The following is a 25,048-nucleotide window of genomic DNA, read 5'->3' as shown; positions in this document are numbered from 1 at the left end:
GTGATCGTCCTGGCGGCGAGCGCTCCCGTGCCGTACGCGTCCACCCAGCAGGCGATCGGCTATCCCACGCTGTTCCTGCTGGTGCTGATCGGAGCGCTGGTACCGGTGGTGCCGACCGGAGCGCTGGTCAGTTCGGCGGCCGTGGTGGCGTTCCATCAGACGGCGCCGCTCTCGCTGCTGATGGTGTTCGTGGTGGCGTCGGTCGCCGCCTTCCTCGGGGACATCGCCCTGTACTGGCTGGGGCGGCGCGGTATGGGTTCCAAGAACGGTTCGCGCTGGTTGGAGGCGATCCGCCGCCGGGCGCCGGAGGATCGGCTGACCCAGGCGCAGGCGAAGCTCGACGACCACGGGGTGGCCGTGCTGGTGCTGTCGCGGCTGATGCCGGCCGGGCGTCTCCCGGTGATGCTGGCCTGTCTGCTGGCGAAGATGCCGTTGCGGCGGTTCGCCCGGGGGAATCTGCCGGCGTGCCTCGCGTGGGCCGTGACGTACCAGTTGATCGGCATCCTGGGCGGGTCCTTGTTCGAGGAGCCGTGGGAAGGGGTGCTGGCGGCGGTCGTGCTGACGCTGCTGATCAGTCTGGTGCCGAGTGTGTGGCGCCGGGTCGTCCGGTGAGGGCCCGGGACTGACGGGAGGCGCGTCGCGGGCCGGCCCGGGCGCATCACGCGCGGGTCAGTCCAGCACTCGGGAGCCGCCGATCGGCAGGTCCCACAGGTTCTCGCGCGGCAGTCCGGCCGCCCGCCATGCCGTCCTCACTCTCCTCAGGGGTTCCAGGACCGGTTCGGCCGACAGCACGAAGGTGGCCCAGTGCATGGGGGCCATGCGGCGGGCGCCGAGGTCCTGGAAGGCACGGACGGCTTCCTCCGGGTCGCAGTGCACGTCGCTCAGCCACCAGCGGGGGTCGTAGGCGCCGATCGGCAGGAGGGCTACGTCGATCCCCGGGTGGCGGCGGCCGATGAGGGAGAACCAGTGGCCGTAGCCGGTGTCGCCGGCGAAGTAGAGGCGCCGGCCGCCGGGGGCCGTGAGGACCCAACCGCCCCACAGGGACCGGCAGGTGTCGGTGAGGGTGCGCTTGGACCAGTGGTGGGCCGGTACGAAGTCGAAGCGGACGCCGTGGAGTTCGGCCGCCTCCCACCAGTCCAGCTCGGTGACCCGGTCGAACCGGCGCCGCCGGAACCAGCGGCCGAGTCCGGCGGGCACGAACACCGGGGTGTCGCGCGGGAGTCTCGCCAGGGTGGGCGCGTCCAGGTGGTCGTAGTGGTTGTGGCTGATGACGACCGCGTCCACCCGGGGCAGCGCGTCCCAGTCGACGCCCGCGGGGGTGACGCGCGCCGGGGTGCCCAGGATGCGGCGGGACCAGACGGGGTCGGTGAGGACGGTCAGCCCGCCGATCCGCACCACCCAACTCGCGTGCCCCGCCCAGGAGACGGCCAGAGTACGGGCGTCCACCCTCGGCAACGGGCTTGGCTCGTACGGCAGCAGCGGGACGTCGGCGAGTCCGTCGGCCCCGGGCCGCACCGAGCCCTCACGGGCGAACCGGGCGAAGGCCTTCAGCCCGGGGAGGGGCGTGGTGAGCCGGTCGGCGAACGACCGAGGCCAGCGGCGCGGCTCCCCGAGGGGCGGGGCGGAGCGAGCGGCGGGAGGAGGGGGTCCCGGACTCCGGGTCGGCGGTGCCCCGGGTGGTTGTCGAGGAGGCGGTCGTCGCCGCGGTCGTCGGCTTGGAGGTCGTCGTCGAGGAGGCTGTCGTCGTGGAGGTGGTCGACTCGGACTGCTGCGTCATCGAGGAGGCTCCCGTCACTGAGCGTCGTCGTCACGAAGGATCGTCATCGCTGAAGTCCGCCGAAGGCCGGGGTCACCGAGGCCGCCGGGGTCACCGAGGCCGCTGGTGCCGTCGGTCCCGCTGATGCCGTCGGTGCCGTCGGTGCCGTAGGTCCTGCCGAAGAGCCTCACCGCAGGTCCTCGAACCCCGCTCCAAGGCGGGTCAACGCCCTTTCCACCTGCGGGAGTTCCAGTGGATCCGGTGCGGTGAGGGCGCGGGCGCGGTCCTCCTCGGTGGTGCCGAGGAACGCGTCGGTGGACAGCCGGACGCGCAGCGCCCCGAGGTCGTCCCCGAACCGGTGGCCACCGGGCGCGGGCATCCCGAGCCGATCGGTGAGGAAGTCCTCCGCCTCCTGGGCGTCACCGACGCCGTACCCCGCGAGGGTCGAGCGCAGCGGGGCGAGGTCGGCGTAGAGATGCCGTCCGGCGCGCGGCGGCAGGGCGAGCGCCCCGGCGGCCACCACGGCGCGGTACGCGGCCTCGGCGAGGCGCGCGTGCAGACGCACGGCGGCGGCGAGCCGTTCGGTGACGGCGGCGGGCTCGCCGAGGGCGTGGGCGGCGGCCGCGGCCACCGGGGTGGCGACCCGGGCGCCCAGCGCGGTGAGCACGTCCAGGACCCGGTCGCGCAGCCCCGTCCCGTCCCTGTTCGCCGGGAAGCGGGCGACGGCGGCCGGCCAGCCGGCGGGCAGGAAGGCGCCGGCGAGGTCGGCGACGACGGTGACCCGGTCGGGCAGCATCTCGGCGGGGCTGAGCAGCACGGTGTCGTGCGGGTCGTGCACGGTGTCACGCCAGGTCTCGTCGCTGACCAGGTGCAGCCCCTCCCCCAGGGCCGCCTCCATGGCCTCGTGCACCAGTTCGGGCGGGGCCACGGTCGCGGTCGGGTCGTCGGCGACGCACAGCACGAGCAGCCGGGGGTCGCCACCCTCGGCCCGGATCCTGCGGACGGTCTCCAGGAGCGCGTACGGGTCCGGCACGCCCCCGCACTCGGCGGGCGTGGCCACGTGGAAGACGCTTCGCCCCAGCGCCCGTGCCTGCGGCTCCCACCAGGCGGCGCACGGCCGTGGGAGCAGCACGTCGCCGCCGATCGCGGCGGTCAGCGCGAGGAGCAGGGCGGGGGCGCCGGGGGCGGCCAGGGCCCTGTCCCGGGTGGTGGCCAGTCCGCGCCGGTCCCAGTAGCCGCAGGCGGCGTCCAGGAGGGCGGGGTCACCACCGAGCGGGACGGGGTGGGGGCTCTCCGCCGCGGCGGAGAGCGCGGCGGCCAGTTCGGGCAGGACGGGCAGTCCCTGGGCGGGGAGCGGCGGGCCGTAACGGACCGGACCGTGCCCTTCCGGATCCGTCCGCCGCATGTGTGCCTCCGCCCGCTCCTGATGCGTCGCCCGGCGCTCACCCCTCGGGATCGCTCCGGGATGTCGATGGTGCTCGTGCTGCCGCGTGGTACCGCGTGGTCCTGCTCGGTGCTCCGTATCGTGCGTCGGGGTGCGTCGGCCGGCCCGTGTCGAACTCGGCGGGCCTCGCACGCACCCTCGGCCTGTCAGTACCCCAGGCCCACGCGCCCCATGGGCCCCGGGGCGGGTTGCGCCGGTCACATCCGCCAGGGGCCGGTGGCTGGGCGCGGAGCGCTCAGGGCGTCCATCGGTCCCGGCGGCGCAGCCGGTGCACGGCTGCGCCGAGCGCGCCCGCGACGAGCAGGCCGCCCGCGACCATGGCCGGGACGGAGTCGGTGAAGGCCCCGCCGTCACCCGCGTGGACGCCGCGCTGGATTGGTGCGGGTTGGTGCGTGGAGTGGTGGGAGGGCTGGTGCGTGGGCTGATGGGTCGGTTGGTGCGTGGGCTGGTGGGTCGGCTTGAGGGTGGACCAGGACTGGTCGCCGCCGAGGGAGACGTCGAAGGCCGCGCTCCACTGTTTGCCCTCGCCGCCGGGGGCCGCCGGGCACACGCCGTCGACGCCCCACTCGGTGGCCGAGTTCGCCGCGTCGACTCCGGTCTCGAAGTCCGCGGCGGGCGCGATCTTCGCCGTGCCCTGGTAGGAGGGGCCGGCGGCGGCGTCACCGTCGCCGGGGAGGCGTTGCAGCGTGACGGTGCCCTGTTCGAACGCCTGTGAGCTGGCGTCGATGGTCTCGGGGGCGGTGCCGCCGGTCGGGTCGCAGGCGACGGAGAAGGTGAGGGTGCCGCCCGGCTCGACGGACTGGGGGTCCACCTCGGCCGCGGGGTCCGCGTACGCGGGTGGGGCGGCGGCGCCCAGGACGGCACCGATCAGGGCGGCGGCGGACAGGACACGGGCTCTGCGGCGCATGGGCGGGCGCGTGGGCGGGGCATCGGGGACTCCTTCGGCCGACTCCGGCGGGGCGGGGCACGACCGCCGTGCCCCGCGTCCATCAGAGCGCCGAGCCCCACGGGGCGCGCGTCGCCGGGCACCATTCGCGGGACGCGGAGGGCCGACCGGGTGACGGTTCGCTCCGCTGGGTTCGCCGGTGAGCGCCGTGGCGGGAGCGGGTTCGTGGTCGGCCGCCGGTTCGTTGTGGCTGGTCGCGCAGTTCCCCGCGCCTCTGTGGGGGCGCGCTGCGGCTCGGGTCGGCTCAATCAGAAAGGGAGACCAGTTCCCGTTCCAGGCCTCTGCCCCTCTTCTGGACCACCGCCGACGCGACGTCCGAGAGTTTGCGGTTGGTGCCCTGGGAGATGCGGCGGAGGACGGTGAACGCGGCGTCGGCGTCGCAGCCGAGGACGTGCATGACCATGCCGCAGGCCTGGTCGACCACGGGGCGGGAGCGCAGTGCGGCGCCGAGCTGGTCGAGTTCGCTGAGGGCGGCCCGGTAGGAACGGTCGCGGACGATACAGGTCGCGGCGAGGTCGCCGAGGGCACGGGCGGGGCCGTGCGGGACGTCCCTCAGGGCGTGGGGGCGGAAGCTGTAGAGGCTGAGGGCCACGGTGAGCCCGGAGCGCCTGAAGGGGAGCGTGACGCTGGACCGTACGCCCGCGTCGAGGGCCACCGCCCGGTACTCCGGCCAGCGTTCCTCGCGCAGCAGATCGGCGGAGTCGACGGGCTCACCGCGCTCCAGCGCGGCCGGGAGCGGTCCGTCGCCCGAGCGCAGTTGGACGGCGACGAGTCCCGCGAGGTCGGGGTGGGTGACCGCGGCGGGCCGTTCGGTGCCGCTGTCGGACACCATGCCGCTGGCGCCGCAGCAGTCGTCGGTGCAGCGGGCGGCCTGTTCGACGAGTTCGGAGAGCCTTCTGCCCGGATGTGCGGATTCCGCCGATTCCCCTCCCACGCGGCCGAGTTGTTCCCGTTCCGGCATGATGCACGCCTCCTCCTCGGATCGCCTTCCCACGCACCCGCGCGGAAAACGAATCTTCGGCTTTCGGTCCGGCCGTGCCCTCCGCGTCGTCCAGGCGCTACGTTCGTCGCATGACCCAGACGGACGAATTCGGTGAGGAACTCGCGGATTTCGTACGCCGTGTCGCGGAGCTCAAGGCGGCCCGTTCGGTGCCGACGGGAGATCTGCCGACGGTCCTGGACGCGGCGTTCTTCGAACTCGACCACGTCGCTGACCAGTTGTGGCCGTGGTACGAGCGACTCACCGCCTCGGGTCCGGCCGGCGGCACCTCGTCCGCCGCGCAGGAGCACCAGTTGCTGAGGACCGTGTTCCAAAGCCTGCCGCTGCCGGTGCTGTTGGTGGACCGCGAGACGGTGGTGCGGCGCCTCAACCAGGCCGCGACCGCCTTCACCGGCGTACGGTCCGGTTATGCGACGGGCCGTCCGCTCAGCGGTTTCCTCGCCCATTCCGACCGGGGCGCGTTCCGTTCGCAGGCGGCGGCCGTGGCCCGCGGCGAGGGCGACCGCAGCCTCAGCGTCCACCTGCAGCAGCGCCCGTCGTTGCCGGTCCGCGCCACGCTCACCAAGCTGCGCCCCGGCAGCGGCGAGCCGCGCAACACCGTCCTGGTCCTCCTCCAGCCGGCCGGGCACCGGATGCCGACCGTCGAGCCCCTGCGTCCGCTGCCCAACCTCACCGAGACCACCCGCCACGCGACGCTGATGGACCTCCTCGACACGATGACCACGGCCCTGCTCACGGCGCCGACCGGTACGGCCCTCGACCGGGCGGCCCGTGTCCTGCACGGCCGCTTCGCCGACTGGGTGGTCGCCGACACGACGACTCCCGGCCTCGCGCGTTCCACGGTCCTGGCCCCCTCGGAGGAGGAGGCGAAGCTCCTGGTGTCCCAGGACCCCGCCACCTGTCCCCTCGTCGTCACGGCCGCCCGGGGCGGTTCCCCCGCCCTCCAGATCCGTCCGGCCGACCCGGCCGCCTTCGGCCACGACGGCTCGGGGGCCCCGGTCCTCGTGAAGGCCGATGTGACCTCCCTGCTGACCGTGCCGCTGGCTCCCCCGGAAGGCCCGGTCACGGGCGTCCTGACCCTCTTCCGCTCAGGCGCCCGCCTGGCCTTCTCGATGGCCGAGGCCCAGGCGATGGACACGATGTCCCGCCACATAGCCCTGGCCATGGAAACCCGGGCCCCGTAAGGGGCGCGGGGAACCGCGCGACCAGCCACGACGAACCCGCAGACGACCGACGCACCCCACCCCACGGCGCCCACGGCCAACCAGCGGAGCTACACCGCGTCCTTCATCACCTGGTCCCGCAGCCGATCACAGCACCGGCTGATCAACCGCGACACGTGCATCTGCGAGATCCCCAACTGCTCGGCGATCCGGCTCTGCGTCATGTCGCCGAAGAACCGCATGTACAGGATCGCCCGCTCCCTCTCCGGCAGCGCGGCCAGCCGGGGCTTCACGGCCTCGCGGTCCACCACCGTGTCCAGCGCGGGGTCCGGCGCCCCCAGCGCGTCGCTCAGCGAGTAGCCGTCCTCGCTCCCCGGCAGCTCCGCGTCCAGCGACAGCGCCGTGAAGCTCTCCAGGGCCTCCAGCCCCACCTGGACGTCCTCCTCGCTCATGTTCGCGTGTGCGGCGATCTCCGCGACGGTGGGGCGTCGCCCGGAGATGGTCTGGGACAGGTCCTGACTGGCGAACCTCACACGGTTGCGCAGGTCCTGGACCCGGCGCGGCACGTGCAGAGTCCACATGTGGTCCCGGAAGTGCCGCTTGATCTCACCGGTGACGGTGGGCACGGCATAACTCTCGAAGGCGTTCCCCAGCTCGGGGTCGTAGCGGTCGACGGCCTTGACCAGGCCGAGCGAGGCGACCTGGCGCAGGTCGTCGTAGCTCTCGCCGCGGTTGCGGAACCGGCCCGCGAGCCGTTCGGCCATGGGGAGCCATGCCTCGATGATCTGCTCACGCAGGGTGTCCCGCTGTTGACCGGGCGGAAGCGCGGCCAGCCGGCGGAAGGCCTCCGCGGTGTCGGGGGCGTCGTCGTGCGGATGATGCTTCGCCTGGGTACGCATGGTGCGTCGCAACTCCCTGGATGGCGCTTCTGGGATGGACGGTCACCGTGGGGGCGCGGAGCTGCACGAGGGACAGCACACCCGTGAGGGAAACCTCGCCACTTCCACGGACGTGCCTCCTGTCCGAAGCACTTCTATGCGCCTGCCCCGGATCATGCATGGCAAACACATTCGGGGTTTTCCATTCCGCCCGCGGGTGACTCGCTCGGGAGACCACACCCCGGGAGGTCCAGTATGAGCACCACCGTCGCCGATCACATCTTGCGGAGGCTGCGCGAATGGGATGTCGAACAGGTATTCGGCTACCCAGGGGACGGCATCAACGGGCTGCTCGCGGCCTGGGGCCGGGCCGAGGACCGGCCGCGGTTCATCCAGTCCCGGCACGAGGAGATGTCCGCCTTCCAGGCGGTCGGCTACGCCAAGTTCTCCGGCCGGCTCGGGGTGTGCGCGGCGACGTCGGGCCCGGGGGCGATCCACCTGCTCAACGGGCTGTACGACGCGAAACTGGACCATGTGCCGGTGCTGGCGATCGTCGGCCAGACGCACCGCAGCGCGATGGGCGGCTCCTACCAGCAGGAGGTCGACCTGCACACCCTGTTCAAGGACGTGGCCTCGGACTTCGTCGAGACGGTGACCGTGCCCGAGCAACTGCCCAACGTCCTCGACCGGGCGATCCGCACCGCGTACGCCCGACGGGCGCCGACAGCCGTCATCGTCCCCGGTGACGTGCAGGAACTGGAGTACTCGGCGCCGACCCACGAGTTCAAGATGGTCCCCTCCAGTCTGGGCGGCGGCTCCTGGACGGCGGTGCCGTCGGCGGAGTCGGTGGAGCGGGCCGCCGAGATCCTGAACGCCGGCGACAAGGTCGCGATCCTCATCGGGCAGGGCGCCGCCGGTGCCCGTGTCGAGGTGGCCCGGATCGCCGAGCTGCTCGGCGCGGGCGTCGCCAAGGCGCTCCTCGGCAAGGACGCGCTGAGCGACGAACTGCCGTACGTCACCGGCTCGATCGGGCTGCTGGGCACGCGCCCCTCGTACGAGCTGATGCGTGACTGCGACACGCTGCTGACCATCGGCTCGTCCTTCCCGTACTCCCAGTTCCTGCCGGACTTCGGCAAGGCGCGGGCCGTGCAGATCGACATCGACCCGCACATGGTCGGGATGCGCTACCCGTACGAGGTGAATCTCGTCGGGGACGCCAAGGCGACGCTGGAGCGGCTGATCCCGCTGATCGATCCGGAGCGGGGGCGCGAGTGGTACGACGAGGTGTGCGCGGGGGTGGCGCGCTGGCGCGAGGTGATGGCGCGCCGGGCCGAGCCGTCGGCCGACCCGATCAACCCCGAGCTGGTGGCCCACGCCCTCGATCCGCTGCTGCCGGACGACGCGATCATCTCCTCGGACTCCGGTTCGGCGGCGAACTGGTACGCCCGGCACATCACCATGCGCGGACGCATGCGGGGCTCGCTGTCCGGCACTCTGGCGACGATGGGGTGCGGGGTGCCGTACGCGATCGGCGCGAAGTTCGCGCACCCGGACCGTCCGGCGATCGCCCTGGTCGGGGACGGGGCGATGCAGATGAACGGCATGGCGGAGCTGATCACCGCGGCGAAGTACCAGGACCGCTGGGAGGATCCGCGGCTGGTGGTGGCCGTCTGGAACAACCACGACCTCAACCAGGTGACGTGGGAGCTGCGGGCGATGGGCGGGGAGCCGTCCTTCCTGCCCTCGCAGGAGCTGCCGGACGTCCAGTACGCCGCCTTCGCGCGCTCGCTCGGGCTGACCGGGATCCGGGTGGAGAAGCCGGAGGAGGTCGAGGCGGGCTGGCGAGCGGCCCTCGCGGCGGACGGTCCGGCGGTGGTGGAGTTCCTCACCGACCCGGCGGTGCCGCCGATCCCGCCGCACGCGACCTGGGAGCAGATGGAGTCCACGGCCGCCTCGATCCTCAAGGGCGACGCCGACCGGGCGTCCATGGTCAAGCAGGGCTTCAAGGCGAAGATGCAGGAATTCCTGCCGGGCGCCGGGTCGAAGAAGCACGACGACTGTTGAACGGCACTGAGGAGTTCAGTCGCGCGCGAAAGAGTTCAGTGGTCAGTTCAGTAGCGCGGTGAACTGTTCAGTGCCGTACCTGGCATCGTGGTGTGGCTGCAGGTCCCGACGCCACGCCACGTTTCCGCGTCAGTTGTCCGCGGCCGGTAGCGGAGGGGAGTTCTCCAGCAGCCACACGATGCGCGTCAGCATCTCTGAGCTCGACCGGTCACACACCTGCTCGTGGCGTTCCTCGACGAGCACAGGGGCCGCATCGGCGGCGTCGAGCAGATCTGCCGCGTGCTGACCGCACACGAATGCTGGATCGCCCCGTCCGCATGAACGCCCACGAGCGCCAGGCGACGTCGGCCGCCCGCACCGTCCGCGACAGCGACCGCGAGTCAAGACCGCAGCACCGAAGTCGCTTCTGGTGATGGTCGATCGGCTCGGCGTCCTTGGCCGTTCGGCGGGGGTGGTCCGGAAGCTTGGCAGAGGCGTCAGGGCGTCCCCACCGGCGACGTTGGGCGCATGACTCAGATCGAGATCTCACACGAAACGCCACCTCCGCGGCACGGGGCACCGACTGAACCCGCAGGCGTGGTCGAACAGCAGCCGTCGGTGGGGCGGTTGGTCGGGGTGGACCTGGCCCGCGCGCTGGCGGTGTTCGGCATGTTCGCGGTCCACGTCGCCCCACCTGCCGAGGACGTGGGTGGCTTCGGCGGCCGGCTGCTGGAACTGACCGAGGGCCGGTCGTCGATCCTGTTCGCCACCCTGGCCGGGTTCTCGCTGATGCTGATCGCCGGCCGTCGGGAGCCGAAGACCGGCCTGGCCGGCCGGCAGGCGACGGCCCGGATCATGATCCGGGCCGTGGTCCTGCTGGCACTGGGCACCGTGCTGACGATGCTCAAGACCGGGATCCTGGTGATTCTCGCCTTCTACGGGGTGTACTTCCTGCTGGCGCTGCCCCTGATACGACTGCGGGCCAGGACCCTCGCGATCATCGCGGCCGTGCTCGCGGTCGTCGGGCCGCAGGCGGCGTTCGGCCTGAAGTGGCTGCTGGGCGAGACGACGGCGAAGATCATCAACACCTACGACCCGATCGGCCGGCTCGGCGGCGACGGACTGCTGGGTCTGCTGCTCGACGGTTACTACCCCGCGATCACCTGGATGCCGTTCGTGATCGCCGGCATGGCACTGGCCCGGCTCGACCTGGCCGCCGGCGTGGTGCAACGCCGGCTGGCCGCGCTCGGCGCCGCGCTGATGGCACTCGGATACGGCACCGCCTGGCTGACGGCAAGGCTGTACCCGCCCATTCAGGCGGACAAGGCCGCTCTGAAGGAAGCCTTCGCGAACCTGGATCCGAACTCCATCGAATCCCTGCGACCGGGATCGCCGGCCTTCGACTACATCAACAACAAGGTCACGGACAGCGCGAACCTGGCCTCGTCGCTGCTGGGAGCCGAGCCGCACAGCGGTACGACCTTCGAGATCATCGGCGGCCTCGGCGTGGCGATCACCGTGCTCGTCTGCGCGACCGCGGCCATGGCCCGGCTGGCATGGCTGCGGCGGCTGGCGAGCCCACTGATCGCCGTGGGCACCATGTCCCTGACCCTCTACGTCGCCCACGTCGCCGCCTACGCCATGCTGCCCGAGGATGCCACCAACACCCTGGTGCCGCTGTTCGGGTTCATCGCCGGGGCGATCCTGTTCGCCACCGTCTGGTCGCGCTTCTTCAGCCGCGGACCGCTGGAGTACCTGCTCAACAGCACCACCAAACTGGCGAAGTTCGTCCGGTGAGACGCGGCGTGTCAGGGCACGTTCGCCCTTCGCCCGAACGAGGTCGGCCCTGGCCGGCCCCGGATACGATGACCACGGCCCCCGTCCTCGGGTACGGTCGGCGCCGATCACGGGCTACCGGTCATCACCGCTCCACTGCTGCGGCTGGTGCCCCCGGCCGGCGTGGCCCGGAGGCGGCTGCGCTCATCGGTCGGGCGACCGCCCGGCTCGGCGGCCACCGCCGTCGTCGTGGAGGTGCCGTGGCTGGTTGGGCGAAACTCGCCGAGGTCGTCACCGCCGAGGCGGTGACGACCTGGCAGCACCTGGCACGACAGGGCAGGTTGCTGCTGGCGTGGTGGTTGTTCCTGCCCGCCACGGCGATCGTCACGGCCGTCATCAACGTGCCCGGGCAGCCCGCGACAGCGATCGGCCTGCTGGCCGCCGCCCTCGCCCTGCTCTGCCGATTCACCTGGCCGATCACCTCGCTGCTGGCCGGGACCGGCGTCGCGATAGTGCCGTCGATATGGCCGAGCACGACCCTGTTGGCCTTTCTCTGGCCGGTGAGCGTGATACTCGCCTATGCGGTGGGCCGCCAGGTCCCGGACCCCCGCCTCGCCGTGGCCGCCCTGGCGCTCGCCACCGGCGTGCAATCCGCGGCCAACCTCGCCGAGCTCGCCGGGCTGACGGTCGACCTCCAGGATGTCGGCGTCATCGTCGTCATCAATGTGCTGCTGGTGGTCCTGCCGGGCGCCATCGGCATGCGGCAGGGGGAACGAGCCCTGGCCATGGATGCCCTGCACGAACGCAACGCCCTGCTGGAACACGCCAACCTGCTCGGCGAGTCGCAGGCCCGCATGCAGGAAAGGGCCCGCATCGCAGGCGAGATGCACGATCTCCTCGGCCACCGGCTCAGCCTGATCGTCCTGTACGCCGGTGCCCTGGAGATGCGCACCCGCACCGCCGCCCCCGAGATCAACGAGCAGGCCGACCTGCTACGGACCACCTCCCGGACCGCACTCGACGAGCTTCGCACCGTGCTGGGCATCCTGCGCCTCGACGGCGCCGAACCCCCGGACGGCACCGAATCGGTGGCCGGCACGCGCGAGGACGTCACCAACCTGGTCGCCGAAGCCCAGCAGGCGGGCCTGCCCCTCACCCTGTCCTGGCACGGCGACGAACTCACCGACACCGACATCGGCATCCGCCGAGCGGTCAACCGCATCGTGCGCGAAGCCCTCACCAACGTGCACAAACACGCCCCGGGCGCGCCCACGCGGCTGACCGTCACCGTCGACACCGAAAAACTCACCATCAGCGTCCGCAACGTCGCACGCCCGCCCGCCGTCCCACCGCCCAGCAGCGGCCTGGGACTGGCCGGCCTGCGCGAACGCGCCCGCCTGGCCGGCGGCGACCTCACCGCCGGCACAGACCCGCTCTCCGGCAACCACACCCTCACCGCCACCCTCCCCCTGCGCCGTTGAAGCCCGGGCACCATGAGCCCGACCATCGATCAACCCGCCCTGGCCGACGCGCAGATGCTCCCCTCCCGTACCGGGGCCGAAGACGGGCCCCGCCACGACGCACCACGAAGGAAGACCAAGACGGCCTTCATCGCCCTCGCCGGAGTCGCCGTCGCGGTCGCGGTCTGCGGCGGCCTCGGCTCAGCGTCTGTTCTTCCTTCGAGTTCGCCGTCTCGCCACTGACCTACCAGCAAATCAAGATCGGCGACACCCAGGACAGGGGAGGCGGATCAGGAACGGCTGCTTGGCGGAAGAACTCCGGCATCGTGCGCCAGGATCGCCGCCTGAACCCGGTTGGTGCAGCCAAGGACGGAGAGGATGCGACTGACGTGTGACTTGGCGGTGCCTTCACTCATCAGCAGCGCCTTGGCGATCTCAGCGTTCGAGCAGCCCTCACGCAGCAGGCACAGCACGTCGCGCTCACGGTCGGTCAGAGCCGCCACGCGGCGTCGCGCCTCGTCGGCCTGGCTCACGTCGCGGTTGACGTGGCGATCGATCAGCTGCCTGGTGACCCGGGGCGACAGGACAGGCTCACCGGCGGCCGCAGCCCGGACAGCCCTGATCAGGTCGTCGGGCGGGGTGTCCTTGAGCAGAAACCCCGCAGCGCCGCAGCGCAGCGCCCGGGTGACGTACTCTTCCTCACCGAACGTGGTCAGCATGACCACGCTGGTCCGCGGCGCCACCTTCCCTATCTCGACGGCCGCGGCCAGCCCGTCGACGCCGGGCATGCGAATGTCCAGCAGCGCCACGTCAACGAGGTGCTTGCGAGCGAGCTCGACGGCGCCGGCACCGTTGTCCGCCTCGGCCACGATCTCGATGTCATCGGCGACCTCGAGCACGAACCGGATCCCGGCGCGGATCAATGCCTCGTCGTCGGCCAACATCACCCGAATCACCCTGCCACCCCACTCAGTCAGCCGCGACGTCCCCGACGGCCGACGCGCGAGCCGACTCCGGTCAGAACGCGGCGAGTGCCACAGGCGTTGGCACCCCATTATCGACGGACGGCACGGCAGCGCGCACCGAACGGCAAAGTGCGGCATTTCAGGCTGGTCTGACGGCAATTTCCCCGCCCTCCGGGTCACGGTCGGCCCGGGTGGCTGATGTCGAGTTCGGCCGCGGGCAGGTCTGCCCGCCGACTGGTGTCGGCGAATACCCGCCGGTCACTGGGCACTTCGCCGGCGGCACCACGGCGCAGCGCGACGTGCTGGTCGGCGTCGGCCTCACCGACCTCACTGCCCCACAGCGCGCCTCGCAAAGCTACGAGGACCAGGTGAGTGCCGTCGCCCGGAAGGCGGGCGGCCGGGCATGCCCGGCCGCCCGAGCCGGTCAGTTGCCGGGGACGCGCTGGGCGGTGTGCGGTGCCCGCACGCCGTCCAGGACCCTGGCCTCGGGTGCGGCGGACGTGCCGCCCGAGGTGGCGCGGGCGAACGCGGCGGCGCCGCCGAGAAGCGGGACGCGAACCGATGTACGGGCCAGGTCGAGGGTGAGCGTCGGGGTGGTGGACGGCGGGTCGATGAGGTTCTTGTCCGTGCCCGCGACGATCAGGGCCAGGCGGTGGCCCTTGGGGACGACGTGGTCGGTGGCCGCGAGGTCGAGCGTGATGGTGTAGGCCTTGCCCGGGGTGAGCGGGACCCCCACGAAGGCGTAGCCGCGGGGAACGAAGTAGTTGTCGTAGAACAGCGGCATCCGGGCGACGTGACCGCGTTTGTCGTACGTCTTCTTCTGGCTTTCGTTGCCGCGCCCGCAGCAGGAGTAGTACGGGCTGGCGTCCATGATGACGGGGACCCTGCGGCCCTGCCGGGCGGGTTCGCGGGGCCGGACGATGTCGGCGGCCACGCGGTCGGTCCTCCCGTCGCCGTCGCCGTCGAGGCCGGTGTCCACCCAGACGGACTCACGGACGGCATGGGCGTAGGAGTAGACCGGACGGCTCTCCTTCGGGGCGGGGGCGGCCTGGGCCGCCGCCGGGGTCAGGAGGGCGGCCAGCAGGGCGGCCACGGACACGGTCGCGTACGTTCTGCAGATCGTGAAGCGCGTGCGTTTCCGCATACGCGGAGGCGGCCCCACGACCGCGGGCACGGTCGCGATGATCGCGTGCCGTGGAGGTGGCGTTTCGTGCGAGAACTCTGTCTGAGTCATGCGCACAACGTCGCCGGTCCGGACGCCCTGACGCGTCTGCCAAGCTTCCGCACCATCCCCGCCGAATGGCAGAGGACGCCGAGCCGATCGACCATCAGCGGGAGCGACTCCGGTGTCGCAGCGGGAATTTTGTAGTCCCGCGGAACCACGAACGCGTTCCGGAATCAGGGCCACGGGTACTGAACTTTTTCCTTTCGTCCGACAACCGCCACCGGTTCCGCACGCCGCCGGTCCGCGCCCCGGAGGTCCGTGACCCGGCTACCCCGTGTCGGTGCCGGGTGTTCGGGTACGCGGGGGCCACCAACCGATCTGGAGGGGAGTCATGCAGCGAGGCAGCGACCGGATGAGCGCCCACCGCGACGACGAGATGAAGCACGAACTGCAGGGATTGCTCCGTTCTGGGCATCCCACCCGGACGGAGGAGTGGAACGACCCCGAGCCCTACGCGGAGGACGATCCGGAGGTGGCGCGCGGGCCGGTGACGCCGAGCCGGGCGCCCGCGCGGGTGGAGGCGCTGCGGCTGGACCTGGCCCGGGTCCTGGGCCGTACGTCGTTCCCGGCGGGCCCCGCCGAGCTGATCCGGGTCCTGCGGGACCGGCACGCCCCGGACGGGCTGGTCGCGCCCCTGGAGCGGCTGCCGCGGAAGGCGCGCTACGACTCGGTCCACCGGCTCGCTGAGGCGGTGGTCCAGGTCCAGGACGAGAGCGGTGGGGCCGGGGAGGCCGGAGGAGCAGGAGCGGCCGGAGAAGCGAGGGGTGGGGCCGCGCGGCCCCCGATGGAGGCCATGGAATCCACACACGACGGGGACACATAGGGCCCCTCCTCGCGGGTACTGCGGGCAAGGTCACGCCGATGCGGGCGTGACCCCGGTCGGGACGGAGCGACGAGAGGCCCGGAGACCATGGCCGAGTTCGTGAGGGAAGTCATGACGCCAGGTGTGGCGACGGTCCGCCCGGACGCCTCCCTCGTGGAGGCGGCGCAGCTGATGCGCGCCCAGGACATCGGGGACGTGCTCGTCGCGGCCGACGGACACGTGATCGGGGTTCTGACGGACCGCGACATCACCCTGCGGGCCGTCGCCGACGGGGCCGACCCGCTGACGGTGAGCGCCCAGGCCGTCTGCACCCCGAACCCGGTCGTGATCGGCCCGGACGACGCGGTGTCCGCCGCCGTCGCGCTGATGCGTGACCACGCGATACGCCGGCTGCCCGTCATGGAGGACGGACACCCGGTGGGCATGGTCAGCCTCGGCGACCTGGCCGTCTCCCAGGACCCGGGCTCGACGCTCGCCCACATCAGCCGGGCGTCCCCCGAACCATGGCCACGGACCGACCGAACCTCCGGGTCCAGCCCGGGAGCGGACCGATTATTCGCCACCGCCTCAGGAACGCACCGGCTCTCCGGCGCCGGCCGAGGGGCGGACCGGCTCTCCGGCGCCGTCCCAGAGGCGGACCAGACACCCGGCGCCGGCCCGCAAACGGACCCCACCTCGGGAGCTGGTCCCGAAACGGACCCGGGCTCCGGCGTCGGCCCGGGGCCGGTCCCGGCCTGACCGGGCGGCTCGCCTCCGACGGACCGAGCGGCGCGCCTCCGACGGACCGTGGCGGCGCGTCCCCGCCCACCGACGCCACCCAGCCGGCTGAACCGCCGCCGACGCGCACCACCAGCGCCGACCCGTCCTGCAACCCCAACCCCAACCCCAGCCCCGACCCCAAGCGCGCACCCCCGCACCCCACCCCGCATCGGACAGCCACCGGCACGGAGACCATGGACGACGACAGCGTGACCACCGATCAGCTGCCCGACCACTCCCGTACCCCCGTCCTGGAGGCCCTGGAGCGCTACCGGCGCGCTGACCGCCGACCTTTCTCACCGCCCGGCCACATGGGCGGCGTGGGCGTGGACGCGCGGGTCGCCCTGACGCTCGGTCCCGATGTGTTCGCCTCGGACGTGCTCGCCCTGAACGGCCTGGACGACCGGCGGATGTCGGGCCGCAACAAGCACGGAACAAGGCCTGTGACAAGGCCTGGATCAACTCACGGAACACACGGGGAAAGGCAAGGAGAGGAGACCGAGCAGCCATGCGTATCGCATTCCTGACAGCCCCCGAGGGTGTCGAGCAGATCGAGCTGACAGAGCCGTGGCAGGCGGCGGAGAACGCCGGTCACGAACCCGTCCTGGTGTCGACGAAGCCAGGTCGTATTCAGGCCTTCGACCATCTCGACAGGGCGGACACCTTCGCCGTGGACGCCGTGGTGGGCGAGGCGCCGCCCGAGTCGTTCGACGCACTGCTCCTGCCCGGCGGGGTGGCCAACCCCGACTTCCTGCGCATGGACGAGAAGGCCGTGTCGTTCACCCGGTCGTTCTTCGAGCGGGGCCGTCCGGTCGCGGCGATCTGTCACGCGCCGTGGACGCTGGTGGAGGCGGACGTGGTGCGCGGCCGGGTCCTGACGTCGTGGCCGAGTCTGCGCACGGACATCCGCAACGCGGGCGGCACCTGGGTGGACGAGCAGGTGCGAATCTGCGACCACGGCCCCAACAAGCTCGTCACCAGCCGCAAGCCGGACGACCTCAAGGCGTTCTGTGAGGCGTTCCTCGACGTGTTCTCCCAGGAGGCCGCCTGATGACCTCTCCCCAGGACCGCAAGCAGGAGCAGCGCGAGGCGGCCCACCCGGTCGACCCGGCGTCGGGGCCTCTCACCACCGACCAGGGTGTGGCCGTCGACCACACCGACGACTCGCTGACCGTCGGTGAGCGCGGGCCGACCCTGATGGAGGACTTCCACTTCCGGGAGAAGCTCACCCACTTCGACCATGAGCGGATCCCGGAGCGAGTGGTCCACGCCCGGGGCGCGGGGGCGTACGGGTACTTCGAGCCGTACGAGTCCTGCGCGGAGTTCACCCGGGCGGCGTTCCTCCAGGACCCGTCGGTCCGCACCCCCGTCTTCGTGCGGTTCTCGACCGTGCAGGGGCCGCGCGGGTCGGCGGACACCGTGCGGGACGTACGCGGCTTCGCGACCAAGTTCTATACGTCCGAGGGCAATTACGACCTGGTGGGGAACAACTTCCCGGTCTTCTTCATCCAGGACGGGATCAAGTTCCCCGACTTCGTGCACGCGGTGAAGCCGGAGCCGCACAACGACATCCCGACGGGCGCCTCCGCGCACGACACGCTCTGGGACTTCGTGTCCCTCCAGCCGGAGACGCTGCACGCGATCATGTGGCTGATGTCCGACCGGGCGATCCCGCGCAGCTACCGCATGATGCAGGGCTTCGGCGTGCACACCTTCCGCTTCGTGACCGCCGACGGGCGGGGCACGTTCGTGAAGTTCCACTGGAAGCCGAAGCTGGGCACGCACTCGCTGGTGTGGGACGAGGCGCAGGAGTGCCAGGGCCGGGACCCGGACTTCAACCGCCGGGACCTGTGGGACGCCATCGAGGCCGGCGAGTTCCCGGAGTGGGAGCTGGGCGTCCAACTCGTGCCGGAGGAGGACGAGTTCGCCTTCGACTTCGATCTGCTCGACGCCACGAAGCTCATCCCCGAGGAGCAGGTGCCGGTACGGCCGATCGGCCGGATGGTGCTGGACCGCAACCCCGAGAACTTCTTCGCGGAGACGGAACAGGTCGCCTTCCACACGGCGAACGTCGTCCCGGGCATCGACTTCACCAACGACCCGCTCCTGCAGGCCCGTAACTTCTCCTACCTGGACACCCAGCTGATCCGCCTGGGCGGCCCCAACTTCAGCCAGCTGCCGGTTAACCGGCCCGTGGCGCCGGTGCGCACCAACCACCGCGACGGCTACCACCAGTCGGCGATCCATCGCGGCACGAACTACTTCCCGAACTCCCTCGGCGGAGGCTGCCCGGCCCACGCGGGCGCCGACCCGCACGCCTACGCGCACCTCGCCGAGCGCGTCGACGGTGCCAAGATCCGCCGCCGCAGCGAGAGTTTCAAGGACCATCACAGCCAGCCCGCGCTGTTCTGGAACAGCATGGCGCCCTGGGAGAAGCAGCACATCGTGGCCGCCTTCCGCTTCGAACTGGGCAAGGTCGGGGCCCTCTCCGTCCGCGCTCGTACGGTGGAGGAACTGGTCAAGGTGGACCCGGAGTTGGCGGCCGAGGTGGCGAAGGGCATCGGGGTGCCCGTCCCGTCGGACGCCGAGCCTGGGGCGTACAAGCTCAGCTCCCCGGCCCTCAGCCTGGAGGCGCAGCGCGGCCCCGGTTCCATCCGTACCCGGCAGATCGCGGTTCTGGTCTCCGACGGTGTGGACGCCGAGCAGGTGACCGGAGTGCGGGAGGCGCTGGCGGCCGAGGGCGCGATCGTGGAGGCCCTCGCGGCGCAGGACGGCACCGTACGCGGTGCGGACGGCGCGGAGTACACGGTGGACCGGGCCCTGCCGACGGTGGCCTCCGTCCTGTACGACGCGGTGTTCCTGCCCGGTGGTCCGGTCGGCACCCCGTCCCAGGCCGCCGACCCCGACGCGATGCGCTTCGTCCGCGACGCCTACCGGCACGGCAAGCCGATCGGCGCCCTGGGGTCCGGCGTCGGGGTCGTCGCCGCCCTCCGGCCGGAGGGTGTCCGGCTCTCCTCCGAGTTCCACCATGTGGTGGCGGACCGGGGCGTGGTGACGGACACGGCCCAGGGCACCGCGAGCGAGGACTTCACCAGGGAGTTCGTGGCGGCGATCGCGGCCCACCGCCACTGGGACCGCCCGCCGACCCACTGCTGACGAACGACGATCACACGGGCCTTGGGCACCTCTCGGCAAGGGGCGCCCAAGGCCCTTCCCGTTCGGGGGCGCGGGGAACTGTGCGATCAGCCACGACGCACCCGCACCCCGCAACGCACCCGACGGCCCCGAGCTCCGAACGGCCCCCTACGGCCGCCGCCCGAGCAGACACAACAACCTGGTCTGCGCGTCCGCCCCCACGGGCGGAGCCACCGGTGCCCCGAACAGCCCGCTCTTCTCCAGGTCACCGGCGTACGGAGCGATCTCGTCGACCGCGAACCGCACCAGCTCCCCCGGCAGCCGCTCGTCCGCCCCGATCGCCCGGGACAGGTCCCACGCGTGCACGACGAGATCGGCGACCATCTGCGCGCAGTACGCGGTCGCCGGGGTGTCGCCGTAGGAGAGGTGGACCGTGCGTTCCAGCGCGCCGGGCGCCGTGAACGCCTCCCGCGCGGAGTGGGCGGCGGTGTCCCAGGAGGCCGCCGGGTCGGGGCCCAGCAGGTCGCCCCCGAAGGTGTCGCCGACCTCCTCGATCATGCAGCCGTCCCGTACCAGCGAGGGCACCCACAGCTGCTCGGAGACGAGGTGGTTGACGAGGTCGCGGACCGACCACTCGGCGCAGGGCGTGTCGGCGCCCCACTGGTCGTCCCGGACGGCGTGGACCCTCGCGCCGAAGAGGTCCTGCGCCTCGGCGTGCCGGTCGAGCAGCGCACGCGTCCCCGCGCTCGCCCCGGGTCTCATGGCGTCGCCGGCCCTCGATCCCGCGCTCCGTCGCGCGTACGGCCCGAGACGACCGGCCGACGCGGGTGGCGGCGCAGATACTCGCCCTCCAGCTGGGCCATCCGCTCGTTGTGGGTGCGCAGCGCCTCGGTCGACCCGTGCAGCAGCGTGTCGTGCCGCGTGCGGTGGATCGACTCCAGTTCCTTCATCAACTGCTGGTCGTCGAGCTGGTCCGGGTGCACTCCGGTCATGGTGGTACCCCGATCTCGGTGGTCCTCCCTCCACTGTACGAAGATCCGGGGCCCCGGGCCCCCGCGCGGACGGGAGCCGAGGACAGGGCCTAGCGGGCGCGCTCCACGCGGCGCTCGTCCCACACGGGCTCCGGGGTCTCCCGTACGCGGCCGTCGGAACCGAAGACCAGAAAGCGGTCGAACGAACGAGCGAACCAGCGGTCGTGGGTGACGGCGAGGACGGTTCCGTCAAAGGCCTCCAGCGCTTCCTGGAGCGCCTCGGCCGACTCCAGGTCGAGGTTGTCCGTGGGCTCGTCGAGCAGCAGCGCGGTGACGCCCTGCAACTCCAGCAGCAGGATCTGGAAGCGGGCCTGCTGGCCGCCGGAGAGCCGATCGAACGGCTGCTCGGCCTGCTTGGTCAGCTCGTAACGGCGCAGCCGGGACATGGCGGCGCCCCGGTCCTGGGCATGCTCCTTCCACAGGATGTCGAGCAGTGTCCGCCCCTCCAGCTCGGGATGCGCGTGCGTCTGCGCGAAGTGTCCCGGCACGACCCGGGCGCCGAGCTTCCACTGCCCAATGTGGGCCACGTCGTCGCCTGCGAGCAGCCGCAGGAAGTGGGACTTGCCGGAACCGTTGGAGCCGAGGACGGCGACCCGTTCGCCGTAGAAGACCTCCAGGTCGAAGGGTTTCATCAGCCCCGTGAGCTCGAGCCCCTCGCAGGTGAGAGCCCTGACGCCCGTACGGCCGCCCTTGATCCGCATGGTGATGTCCTGCTCGCGCGGCGGCTCCGGCGGCGGCCCGGCCTCCTCGAACTTGCGCAGCCGGGTCTGGGCCGCGGCATAGCGCGAGGCCATCTCATGGCTCACAGCCGCCGCCTGGCGGAGGTTCAGCACGAGCTTCTTCAGCTGCTCGTGCTTCTCGTCCCAGCGTCTACGCAGTTCCTCGAAGCGCTCGAAGCGCTGTCGCCTGGCCTCGTGGTAGGTGTCGAAGCCGCCGCCGTGCACCCAGGCGTCCGCGCCCGCCGGTCCCGGCTCCACGCTGACGATCTTCTCGGCGGCTCGGGAGAGCAGTTCCCGGTCGTGCGAGACGAACAGGACGGTCTTGCGGGTCTCCTTCAGCCGCTCCTCCAGCCAGCGCTTGCCGGGGACGTCGAGGTAGTTGTCCGGCTCGTCGAGGAGGAGGACCTGGTCGGTGCCGCGCAGCAGCGCCTCCAGGACGAGCCGCTTCTGCTCACCGCCGGAGAGCGTCCGCACCTGCCGCCACTGCGCCTTCTCGTACGGCACGCCGAGCGCGGCCACGGTGCAGATGTCCCACAGCGTCTCGGCCTCGTAGCCGCGCGCCTCGGCCCAGTCGGAGAGCGCCTGCGCGTACGCCAGCTGGGCCGCCTCGTCGTCCACGGTCATCATCGCGTGCTCGGCGGCGTCGACCGCCTTCGCGGCCTCCCTGATCCTCGGCTGCGCCACCGACACCAGCAGGTCCCGCACGGTCGTCTCGTCCCGCACGGACCCCACGAACTGCCGCATCACGCCGAGGCCCCCGGTCACGGTCACCGATCCGCCGTGCGGCTTCAGCTCACCGGAGATCAGCCGCAGCAGCGTCGTCTTCCCGGCCCCGTTGGGCCCGACGAGCGCGACGACCGCCCCTCCCCACCCGGAAGGACACGTCCCCGAGCAGCGCCCTCCCGTCCGGCAGGTAGTACTCCAGATGAGCGGCTTCGAGATGTCCCATGGGGCGCATTGTCCGAGCCGCGCCACCACACGGGCAAATCCATTTCCCAGTGGCCGTGGTCCGGCTGCGGTGCGGGGTTCGTTGTCGGGCGTGGATGCGTGGGGCTTCTCGCGCAGTTCCCCGCACCCCTTCAAGGGCCTACGGCCCTTTCGGGCCGAAAAGCACGGGGCGCAGCCCCTGCTTCTCAGGGGCGCGGGAACTGCGCGACCAGCCCACACCCGCACCCGGCAACGCAACCCCACCCACCCTCGCCCGACCCGCCCGTCGCCCAACCCCACCCCGCCCGACACGGTTCCGTCGCCATGGGGTACCCGTGGACCCATGACCCCAGACGTCGACCTCACCGTCCGCCCCCCGGGCCACCACATCCTCCGCGACCGTTTCCTCGCCGCGGACAGCCGCCTCTTCGACGCGGTGGCGACCCGCGACTGGCCGGGTGCCCATCCCCTCCTGCCGAAGCTGAGCCGGGCCGCGAACCACGGGGTGCTGTGGTTCGCCACGGCGGCGGCGATCGCGGCGACCCGGAGTCCGCGGGCCCGCAGGGCGGCCGTCCGGGGCGTCGCCTCGCTCGCGCTCGCCTCGGCGACCATCAACACCCTCGGCAAGCGCTCGATCCGCCGCCCCCGCCCGGCCCTGCACAACGTGCCGCTGACCCGTCAGCTGAAGCGTCAGCCGATCACCACGTCGTTCCCGTCGGGCCACTCCGCCTCCGCCGCCGCCTTCGCCGCCGGTGTCGCCCTGGAGTCGCGCGGCTGGGGCGCCGCGGTCGCCCCGCTGGCCACCGCGGTGGCGCTGTCCCGCGTGTACACCGGCGTGCACTTCCCGAGCGACGTCCTGGTGGGCGCCGCCCTGGGCGTGGGCGCCGCCTACGCCGTGCGGGGCATGGTGCCCACCCGCGACCAGCTGCCGCCGCCCGGCCGCCCCTACGTGGACGCGCCCGCCCTGCCGGACGGCGAGGGCCTGGTCGTGGTCGCCAACCGCGCCTCCGGCACGTCGGACCGGGTGCGCGCCCTGCGGGACGTGCTGCCCGGGGCCGAGACCGTGGAGTGCGAGCCGGAGGACGTGCGCGCCGAGCTGGAGAAGGCCGCCACCCGTGCCCGGGTGCTCGGCGTGTGCGGCGGCGACGGCACGGTGAACTCCGCCGCCGAGGTGGCCCTGCGCCATGGACTCCCCCTCGCCGTCCTGCCCGGCGGCACCCTCAACCACTTCGCGTACGACCTCGGCGTGGAGGACGTCCGCGACCTGGGCCGCGCGGTGCGCCAGGGCGAGGCCGTCCGGGTGGACCTCGGGCACTTCACCACCGGCGACACGGAGGGCCACTTCCTCAACACCTTCAGCCTCGGCGTCTACCCCGAGCTGGTGCGCGAGCGCGAGCGCTGGGAGAAGGCGCTCGGCGGCTGGCCGGCGGGGGTCATCGCGGCCCTGCGGGTCCTGCGCTCCGACCGGCATCCGCTGCAGGCCACCTTCGAGGGCCGGCCCCGTCCGATCTGGCTGCTCTTCGCGGGCAACGGCACCTACCGCCGGCTGGGCCTCGCCCCGGCCCGGCGCTTCGACCTGGCCGACGGGCTGCTGGACGTCCGTGTCGTGCACGGCGGCCGCCGCCCGGCCCTGCGACTTCTGGCCGCGGCCGCCGCGGGCCCGCTGACCCGGAGCCCGGCCCACGCGGCGGTCCGCGTGCGGCGGCTCCGGGTGGACGGGATCGCGCCGGGCACCCTCCTCGCGTACGACGGCGAAGTCACCGAGGTGAAGGGCGATCTGACGCTCCGGAAGATCCCGGAGGCGCTGACGGTGTACCGGCCCGTACCGATGCGCTGACCCCCTCCGCCACCCAGGCGCGGTGTGTCCATAATTCAAGACGGCGGTCTCATTATTCGGCGTCCTCGCGTACGGTTCGATGACGAACCCGCGGTTGTCGCGGCCCTCGGGGAAGGGGAACGGCCATGCCGAAGGCACAGGAGACCGCCGTCTACACGCACGGGCACCACGAGTCGGTGCTGCGCTCGCACACCTGGCGCACGGCCGCCAACTCGGCGGCCTACCTCCTCGGTTCGCTGAAGCCGCACATGAAGGTCCTGGACATCGGCTGCGGTCCGGGCACCATCACCGCGGACCTGGCCGCCCTGGTCCCGGACGGCCAGGTCACCGGTGTCGACCACGCGCCCGGCATCCTGGACCAGGCCCGGGCCGCGGCCGCCGAACGCGGCCTGGAGAACGTGGACTTCGCCGTCGCGGACGTCCACGCCCTGGACTTCCCGGACGACAGCTTCTGCGTGGTCCACGCCCACCAGGTGCTCCAGCACGTCGGCGATCCGGTGCAGGCACTGCGCGAGATGCGCCGGGTGACCGCGCCCGGCGGGATCATCGCCGTCCGCGACTCGGACTACGCCGCGATGACCTGGTACCCCGAGTCGGCCGGCATGGACGACTGGCTGGACCTGTACCGCCGGGTCGCGCGCGCCAACGGCGGCGAGCCCGACGCGGGGCGCCGGCTGAAGTCCTGGGCGCTGCGCGCCGGGCTCACCGACATCACGGCCACCTCCGCCACCTGGACCTACGCCACGGCTCAGGAACGGGCGTGGTGGAGCGGGCTGTGGGCGGACCGGACGGTCGCCTCCGCCTACGCCGACCGGGCCACCGAGGGCGGCCATGCCACGGCCGGGCAATTGCGGGCGATCGCGGATTCCTGGCGGGAATGGGGAGAGCAGGAGGACGGCTGGTTCGCCGTACTCCACGGAGAAATTCTCTGCCGTAAGGCGGCCTGAAAGCGGGAATTCTGGTAACCCGGACCATCAGGAGGTTCGCATAATGGTTCCCATCCTGTTGGTACTGCTTCTGATTCTGGTGCTCTTCGGCGCCGGATTCGCGGTGAAGGTTCTCTGGTACATCGCCCTGGCCGTCCTGGTGCTGTGGCTCCTCGGCTTCCTGGTGCGCGGCACGTCCGCCTCCGGAGGAAGGAGCCGCTGGTACAGGTGGTGA

23 protein-coding genes and 4 pseudogenes are annotated in these 25,048 nt (G+C 72.1%); 14 read left to right on the top strand and 13 right to left on the bottom strand.

From position 1 onward, the window contains the following. Positions 1 to 612 (top strand): DedA family protein, encoded by a 612-nt coding sequence (locus E4N62_RS10565; RefSeq protein WP_230213650.1) that lies wholly within the window; start codon positions 1 to 3, stop codon positions 610 to 612. A gap of 57 nt (positions 613 to 669) precedes the next feature. Here E4N62_RS10565 and E4N62_RS10560 read toward each other — a convergent pair. The 5 genes and pseudogenes from E4N62_RS10560 to E4N62_RS10540 form a co-directional block, all read right to left on the bottom strand. Beyond that, a pseudogene (locus tag E4N62_RS10560) lies at positions 670 to 1,719 on the bottom strand (MBL fold metallo-hydrolase); the annotation flags it as partial. A 72-nt stretch (positions 1,720 to 1,791) separates the two neighbouring features. Further along, positions 1,792 to 1,947: a hypothetical protein gene (locus E4N62_RS10555; protein ID WP_230213649.1), complete on the bottom strand. Its 156-nt coding sequence runs from the start codon at positions 1,945 to 1,947 to the stop codon at positions 1,792 to 1,794. Further along, positions 1,944 to 3,161 (bottom strand): aminotransferase class I/II-fold pyridoxal phosphate-dependent enzyme, encoded by a 1,218-nt coding sequence (locus E4N62_RS10550; RefSeq protein ID WP_230213648.1) that lies wholly within the window; start codon positions 3,159 to 3,161, stop codon positions 1,944 to 1,946. The genes E4N62_RS10555 and E4N62_RS10550 overlap by 4 nt, the downstream gene beginning before the upstream one ends. A 274-nt stretch (positions 3,162 to 3,435) precedes the next feature. Further along, entirely contained in the window at positions 3,436 to 4,107 is a 672-nt protein-coding gene (locus tag E4N62_RS10545; RefSeq protein WP_230213647.1) for a PT domain-containing protein, read from the bottom strand. A 283-nt stretch (positions 4,108 to 4,390) separates the two neighbouring features. Further along, positions 4,391 to 5,107: an ANTAR domain-containing response regulator gene (locus tag E4N62_RS10540; RefSeq protein WP_230213646.1), complete on the bottom strand. Its 717-nt coding sequence runs from the start codon at positions 5,105 to 5,107 to the stop codon at positions 4,391 to 4,393. A 110-nt stretch (positions 5,108 to 5,217) separates the two neighbouring features. Between E4N62_RS10540 and E4N62_RS10535 the strand changes: the two genes are divergently transcribed. Continuing rightward, the gene (locus tag E4N62_RS10535; RefSeq protein WP_230213645.1) at positions 5,218 to 6,330 is read left to right on the top strand and encodes a PAS domain-containing protein; all 1,113 of its coding nucleotides are present in this window, start codon (positions 5,218 to 5,220) and stop codon (positions 6,328 to 6,330) included. An 89-nt stretch (positions 6,331 to 6,419) separates the two neighbouring features. On the opposite strand, the gene E4N62_RS10530 is transcribed toward E4N62_RS10535, so the two are convergent. Then, positions 6,420 to 7,208, bottom strand: a complete 789-nt coding sequence (locus tag E4N62_RS10530; RefSeq protein ID WP_184901499.1) for an RNA polymerase sigma factor SigF — start codon at positions 7,206 to 7,208, stop codon at positions 6,420 to 6,422. Between the two features lie 234 nt (positions 7,209 to 7,442). On the opposite strand from E4N62_RS10530, the gene E4N62_RS10525 reads away from it, so the two are divergent. The 4 genes from E4N62_RS10525 to E4N62_RS10510 all read left to right on the top strand — a co-directional run bounded on the left by E4N62_RS10525 (position 7,443) and on the right by E4N62_RS10510 (position 12,709). Then, positions 7,443 to 9,251 carry a thiamine pyrophosphate-requiring protein gene (locus tag E4N62_RS10525; RefSeq protein WP_230213644.1) on the top strand — a complete coding sequence of 603 codons (1,809 nt, stop codon included), beginning with the start codon at positions 7,443 to 7,445 and terminating at the stop codon, positions 9,249 to 9,251. A gap of 507 nt (positions 9,252 to 9,758) precedes the next feature. Beyond that, positions 9,759 to 11,027 carry a heparan-alpha-glucosaminide N-acetyltransferase domain-containing protein gene (locus E4N62_RS10520; protein ID WP_230213643.1) on the top strand — a complete coding sequence of 423 codons (1,269 nt, stop codon included), beginning with the start codon at positions 9,759 to 9,761 and terminating at the stop codon, positions 11,025 to 11,027. Between the two features lie 239 nt (positions 11,028 to 11,266). Further along, the gene (locus E4N62_RS48650; protein WP_230213642.1) at positions 11,267 to 12,487 is read left to right on the top strand and encodes a sensor histidine kinase; all 1,221 of its coding nucleotides are present in this window, start codon (positions 11,267 to 11,269) and stop codon (positions 12,485 to 12,487) included. A 12-nt stretch (positions 12,488 to 12,499) separates the two neighbouring features. Next, positions 12,500 to 12,709: a hypothetical protein gene (locus tag E4N62_RS10510; protein ID WP_230213641.1), complete on the top strand. Its 210-nt coding sequence runs from the start codon at positions 12,500 to 12,502 to the stop codon at positions 12,707 to 12,709. 47 nt (positions 12,710 to 12,756) lie between these two features. Here the strand turns inward: E4N62_RS10510 and E4N62_RS10505 are convergent, their stop codons facing one another. The 4 genes and pseudogenes from E4N62_RS10505 to E4N62_RS10490 form a co-directional block, all read right to left on the bottom strand. Continuing rightward, entirely contained in the window at positions 12,757 to 13,410 is a 654-nt protein-coding gene (locus E4N62_RS10505; RefSeq protein WP_268269152.1) for a response regulator transcription factor, read from the bottom strand. A gap of 197 nt (positions 13,411 to 13,607) precedes the next feature. Beyond that, complete coding sequence (locus E4N62_RS10500) at positions 13,608 to 13,784, bottom strand: hypothetical protein (protein WP_230213639.1); 177 nt, start codon at positions 13,782 to 13,784, stop codon at positions 13,608 to 13,610. Between the two features lie 71 nt (positions 13,785 to 13,855). Beyond that, positions 13,856 to 14,167 carry a CocE/NonD family hydrolase C-terminal non-catalytic domain-containing protein gene (locus E4N62_RS10495; protein WP_230214082.1) on the bottom strand — a complete coding sequence of 104 codons (312 nt, stop codon included), beginning with the start codon at positions 14,165 to 14,167 and terminating at the stop codon, positions 13,856 to 13,858. After that, a pseudogene (locus E4N62_RS10490) lies at positions 14,153 to 14,575 on the bottom strand (CocE/NonD family hydrolase); the annotation flags it as partial. The gene E4N62_RS10495 and the pseudogene E4N62_RS10490, both read right to left, overlap by 15 nt. A gap of 412 nt (positions 14,576 to 14,987) precedes the next feature. On the opposite strand from E4N62_RS10490, the gene E4N62_RS10485 reads away from it, so the two are divergent. The 5 genes and pseudogenes from E4N62_RS10485 (at position 14,988) to E4N62_RS10465 (ending at position 19,394) form a co-directional block, all read left to right on the top strand. After that, positions 14,988 to 15,479 (top strand): DUF2795 domain-containing protein, encoded by a 492-nt coding sequence (locus E4N62_RS10485; RefSeq protein ID WP_374116965.1) that lies wholly within the window; start codon positions 14,988 to 14,990, stop codon positions 15,477 to 15,479. 87 nt (positions 15,480 to 15,566) lie between these two features. Next, a pseudogene (locus E4N62_RS10480) lies at positions 15,567 to 15,989 on the top strand (CBS domain-containing protein); the annotation flags it as partial. A gap of 443 nt (positions 15,990 to 16,432) precedes the next feature. Then, the gene (locus E4N62_RS48645; protein WP_308184890.1) at positions 16,433 to 16,765 is read left to right on the top strand and encodes a hypothetical protein; all 333 of its coding nucleotides are present in this window, start codon (positions 16,433 to 16,435) and stop codon (positions 16,763 to 16,765) included. Continuing rightward, positions 16,747 to 17,289: a type 1 glutamine amidotransferase domain-containing protein gene (locus E4N62_RS10470; RefSeq protein ID WP_230213638.1), complete on the top strand. Its 543-nt coding sequence runs from the start codon at positions 16,747 to 16,749 to the stop codon at positions 17,287 to 17,289. Before E4N62_RS48645 ends, E4N62_RS10470 begins: the two co-directional genes overlap by 19 nt. Further along, a complete protein-coding gene (locus E4N62_RS10465; RefSeq protein ID WP_230213637.1) occupies positions 17,289 to 19,394 on the top strand; it encodes a catalase in 2,106 nt (701 codons plus the stop codon). The genes E4N62_RS10470 and E4N62_RS10465 overlap by 1 nt, the downstream gene beginning before the upstream one ends. 147 nt (positions 19,395 to 19,541) lie before the next feature. On the opposite strand, the gene E4N62_RS10460 is transcribed toward E4N62_RS10465, so the two are convergent. The 3 genes and pseudogenes from E4N62_RS10460 to E4N62_RS10450 form a co-directional block, all read right to left on the bottom strand. Continuing rightward, positions 19,542 to 20,135 (bottom strand): TIGR03086 family metal-binding protein, encoded by a 594-nt coding sequence (locus E4N62_RS10460; protein WP_184901477.1) that lies wholly within the window; start codon positions 20,133 to 20,135, stop codon positions 19,542 to 19,544. After that, positions 20,132 to 20,365, bottom strand: coding sequence for a DUF6158 family protein (locus E4N62_RS10455; RefSeq protein ID WP_215450621.1), 234 nt, complete (start codon positions 20,363 to 20,365; stop codon positions 20,132 to 20,134). The genes E4N62_RS10460 and E4N62_RS10455 overlap by 4 nt, the downstream gene beginning before the upstream one ends. An 89-nt stretch (positions 20,366 to 20,454) precedes the next feature. Next, a pseudogene (locus E4N62_RS10450) lies at positions 20,455 to 22,072 on the bottom strand (ABC-F family ATP-binding cassette domain-containing protein). A 321-nt stretch (positions 22,073 to 22,393) separates the two neighbouring features. Between E4N62_RS10450 and E4N62_RS10445 the strand changes: the two are divergent. The 3 genes from E4N62_RS10445 (at position 22,394) to E4N62_RS10435 (ending at position 25,048) form a co-directional block, all read left to right on the top strand. Continuing rightward, positions 22,394 to 23,887: a bifunctional phosphatase PAP2/diacylglycerol kinase family protein gene (locus E4N62_RS10445; RefSeq protein ID WP_230213636.1), complete on the top strand. Its 1,494-nt coding sequence runs from the start codon at positions 22,394 to 22,396 to the stop codon at positions 23,885 to 23,887. 125 nt (positions 23,888 to 24,012) lie between these two features. Continuing rightward, complete coding sequence (locus E4N62_RS10440; protein WP_230213635.1) at positions 24,013 to 24,834, top strand: class I SAM-dependent methyltransferase; 822 nt, start codon at positions 24,013 to 24,015, stop codon at positions 24,832 to 24,834. Positions 24,835 to 24,877: 43 nt separating this feature from the next. After that, on the top strand, positions 24,878 to 25,048 hold the full coding sequence (locus tag E4N62_RS10435; RefSeq protein ID WP_184901459.1) for a hydrophobic protein: 171 nt from the start codon (positions 24,878 to 24,880) through the stop codon (positions 25,046 to 25,048).

The sequence above is a fragment of the Streptomyces sp. MNU76 genome (genome assembly GCF_020982545.1).
Classification (GTDB): domain Bacteria; phylum Actinomycetota; class Actinomycetes; order Streptomycetales; family Streptomycetaceae; genus Streptomyces.
This window is presented reverse-complemented; position numbering and strand designations above follow the sequence as displayed.

Excerpts from the sequence above, each read along its gene's own strand:
- E4N62_RS10550 (WP_230213648.1), bottom strand. The coding sequence starts at position 3,161 with ATGCGGCGGACGGATCCGGAAGGGCACGGTCCGGTCCGTTACGGCCCG.
- E4N62_RS10545 (WP_230213647.1), bottom strand. The coding sequence starts at position 4,107 with ATGCGCCGCAGAGCCCGTGTCCTGTCCGCCGCCGCCCTGATCGGTGCC.
- E4N62_RS10540 (WP_230213646.1), bottom strand. The coding sequence starts at position 5,107 with ATGCCGGAACGGGAACAACTCGGCCGCGTGGGAGGGGAATCGGCGGAA.
- E4N62_RS10535 (WP_230213645.1), top strand. The coding sequence starts at position 5,218 with ATGACCCAGACGGACGAATTCGGTGAGGAACTCGCGGATTTCGTACGC.
- E4N62_RS10530 (WP_184901499.1), bottom strand. The coding sequence starts at position 7,208 with ATGCGTACCCAGGCGAAGCATCATCCGCACGACGACGCCCCCGACACC.
- E4N62_RS10525 (WP_230213644.1), top strand. The coding sequence starts at position 7,443 with ATGAGCACCACCGTCGCCGATCACATCTTGCGGAGGCTGCGCGAATGG.
- E4N62_RS10520 (WP_230213643.1), top strand. The coding sequence starts at position 9,759 with ATGACTCAGATCGAGATCTCACACGAAACGCCACCTCCGCGGCACGGG.
- E4N62_RS10510 (WP_230213641.1), top strand. The coding sequence starts at position 12,500 with ATGAGCCCGACCATCGATCAACCCGCCCTGGCCGACGCGCAGATGCTC.
- E4N62_RS10505 (WP_268269152.1), bottom strand. The coding sequence starts at position 13,410 with ATGTTGGCCGACGACGAGGCATTGATCCGCGCCGGGATCCGGTTCGTG.
- E4N62_RS10485 (WP_374116965.1), top strand. The coding sequence starts at position 14,988 with ATGCAGCGAGGCAGCGACCGGATGAGCGCCCACCGCGACGACGAGATG.
- E4N62_RS48645 (WP_308184890.1), top strand. The coding sequence starts at position 16,433 with ATGGACGACGACAGCGTGACCACCGATCAGCTGCCCGACCACTCCCGT.
- E4N62_RS10470 (WP_230213638.1), top strand. The coding sequence starts at position 16,747 with ATGCGTATCGCATTCCTGACAGCCCCCGAGGGTGTCGAGCAGATCGAG.
- E4N62_RS10465 (WP_230213637.1), top strand. The coding sequence starts at position 17,289 with ATGACCTCTCCCCAGGACCGCAAGCAGGAGCAGCGCGAGGCGGCCCAC.
- E4N62_RS10460 (WP_184901477.1), bottom strand. The coding sequence starts at position 20,135 with ATGAGACCCGGGGCGAGCGCGGGGACGCGTGCGCTGCTCGACCGGCAC.
- E4N62_RS10455 (WP_215450621.1), bottom strand. The coding sequence starts at position 20,365 with ATGACCGGAGTGCACCCGGACCAGCTCGACGACCAGCAGTTGATGAAG.
- E4N62_RS10445 (WP_230213636.1), top strand. The coding sequence starts at position 22,394 with ATGACCCCAGACGTCGACCTCACCGTCCGCCCCCCGGGCCACCACATC.
- E4N62_RS10440 (WP_230213635.1), top strand. The coding sequence starts at position 24,013 with ATGCCGAAGGCACAGGAGACCGCCGTCTACACGCACGGGCACCACGAG.
- E4N62_RS10435 (WP_184901459.1), top strand. The coding sequence starts at position 24,878 with ATGGTTCCCATCCTGTTGGTACTGCTTCTGATTCTGGTGCTCTTCGGC.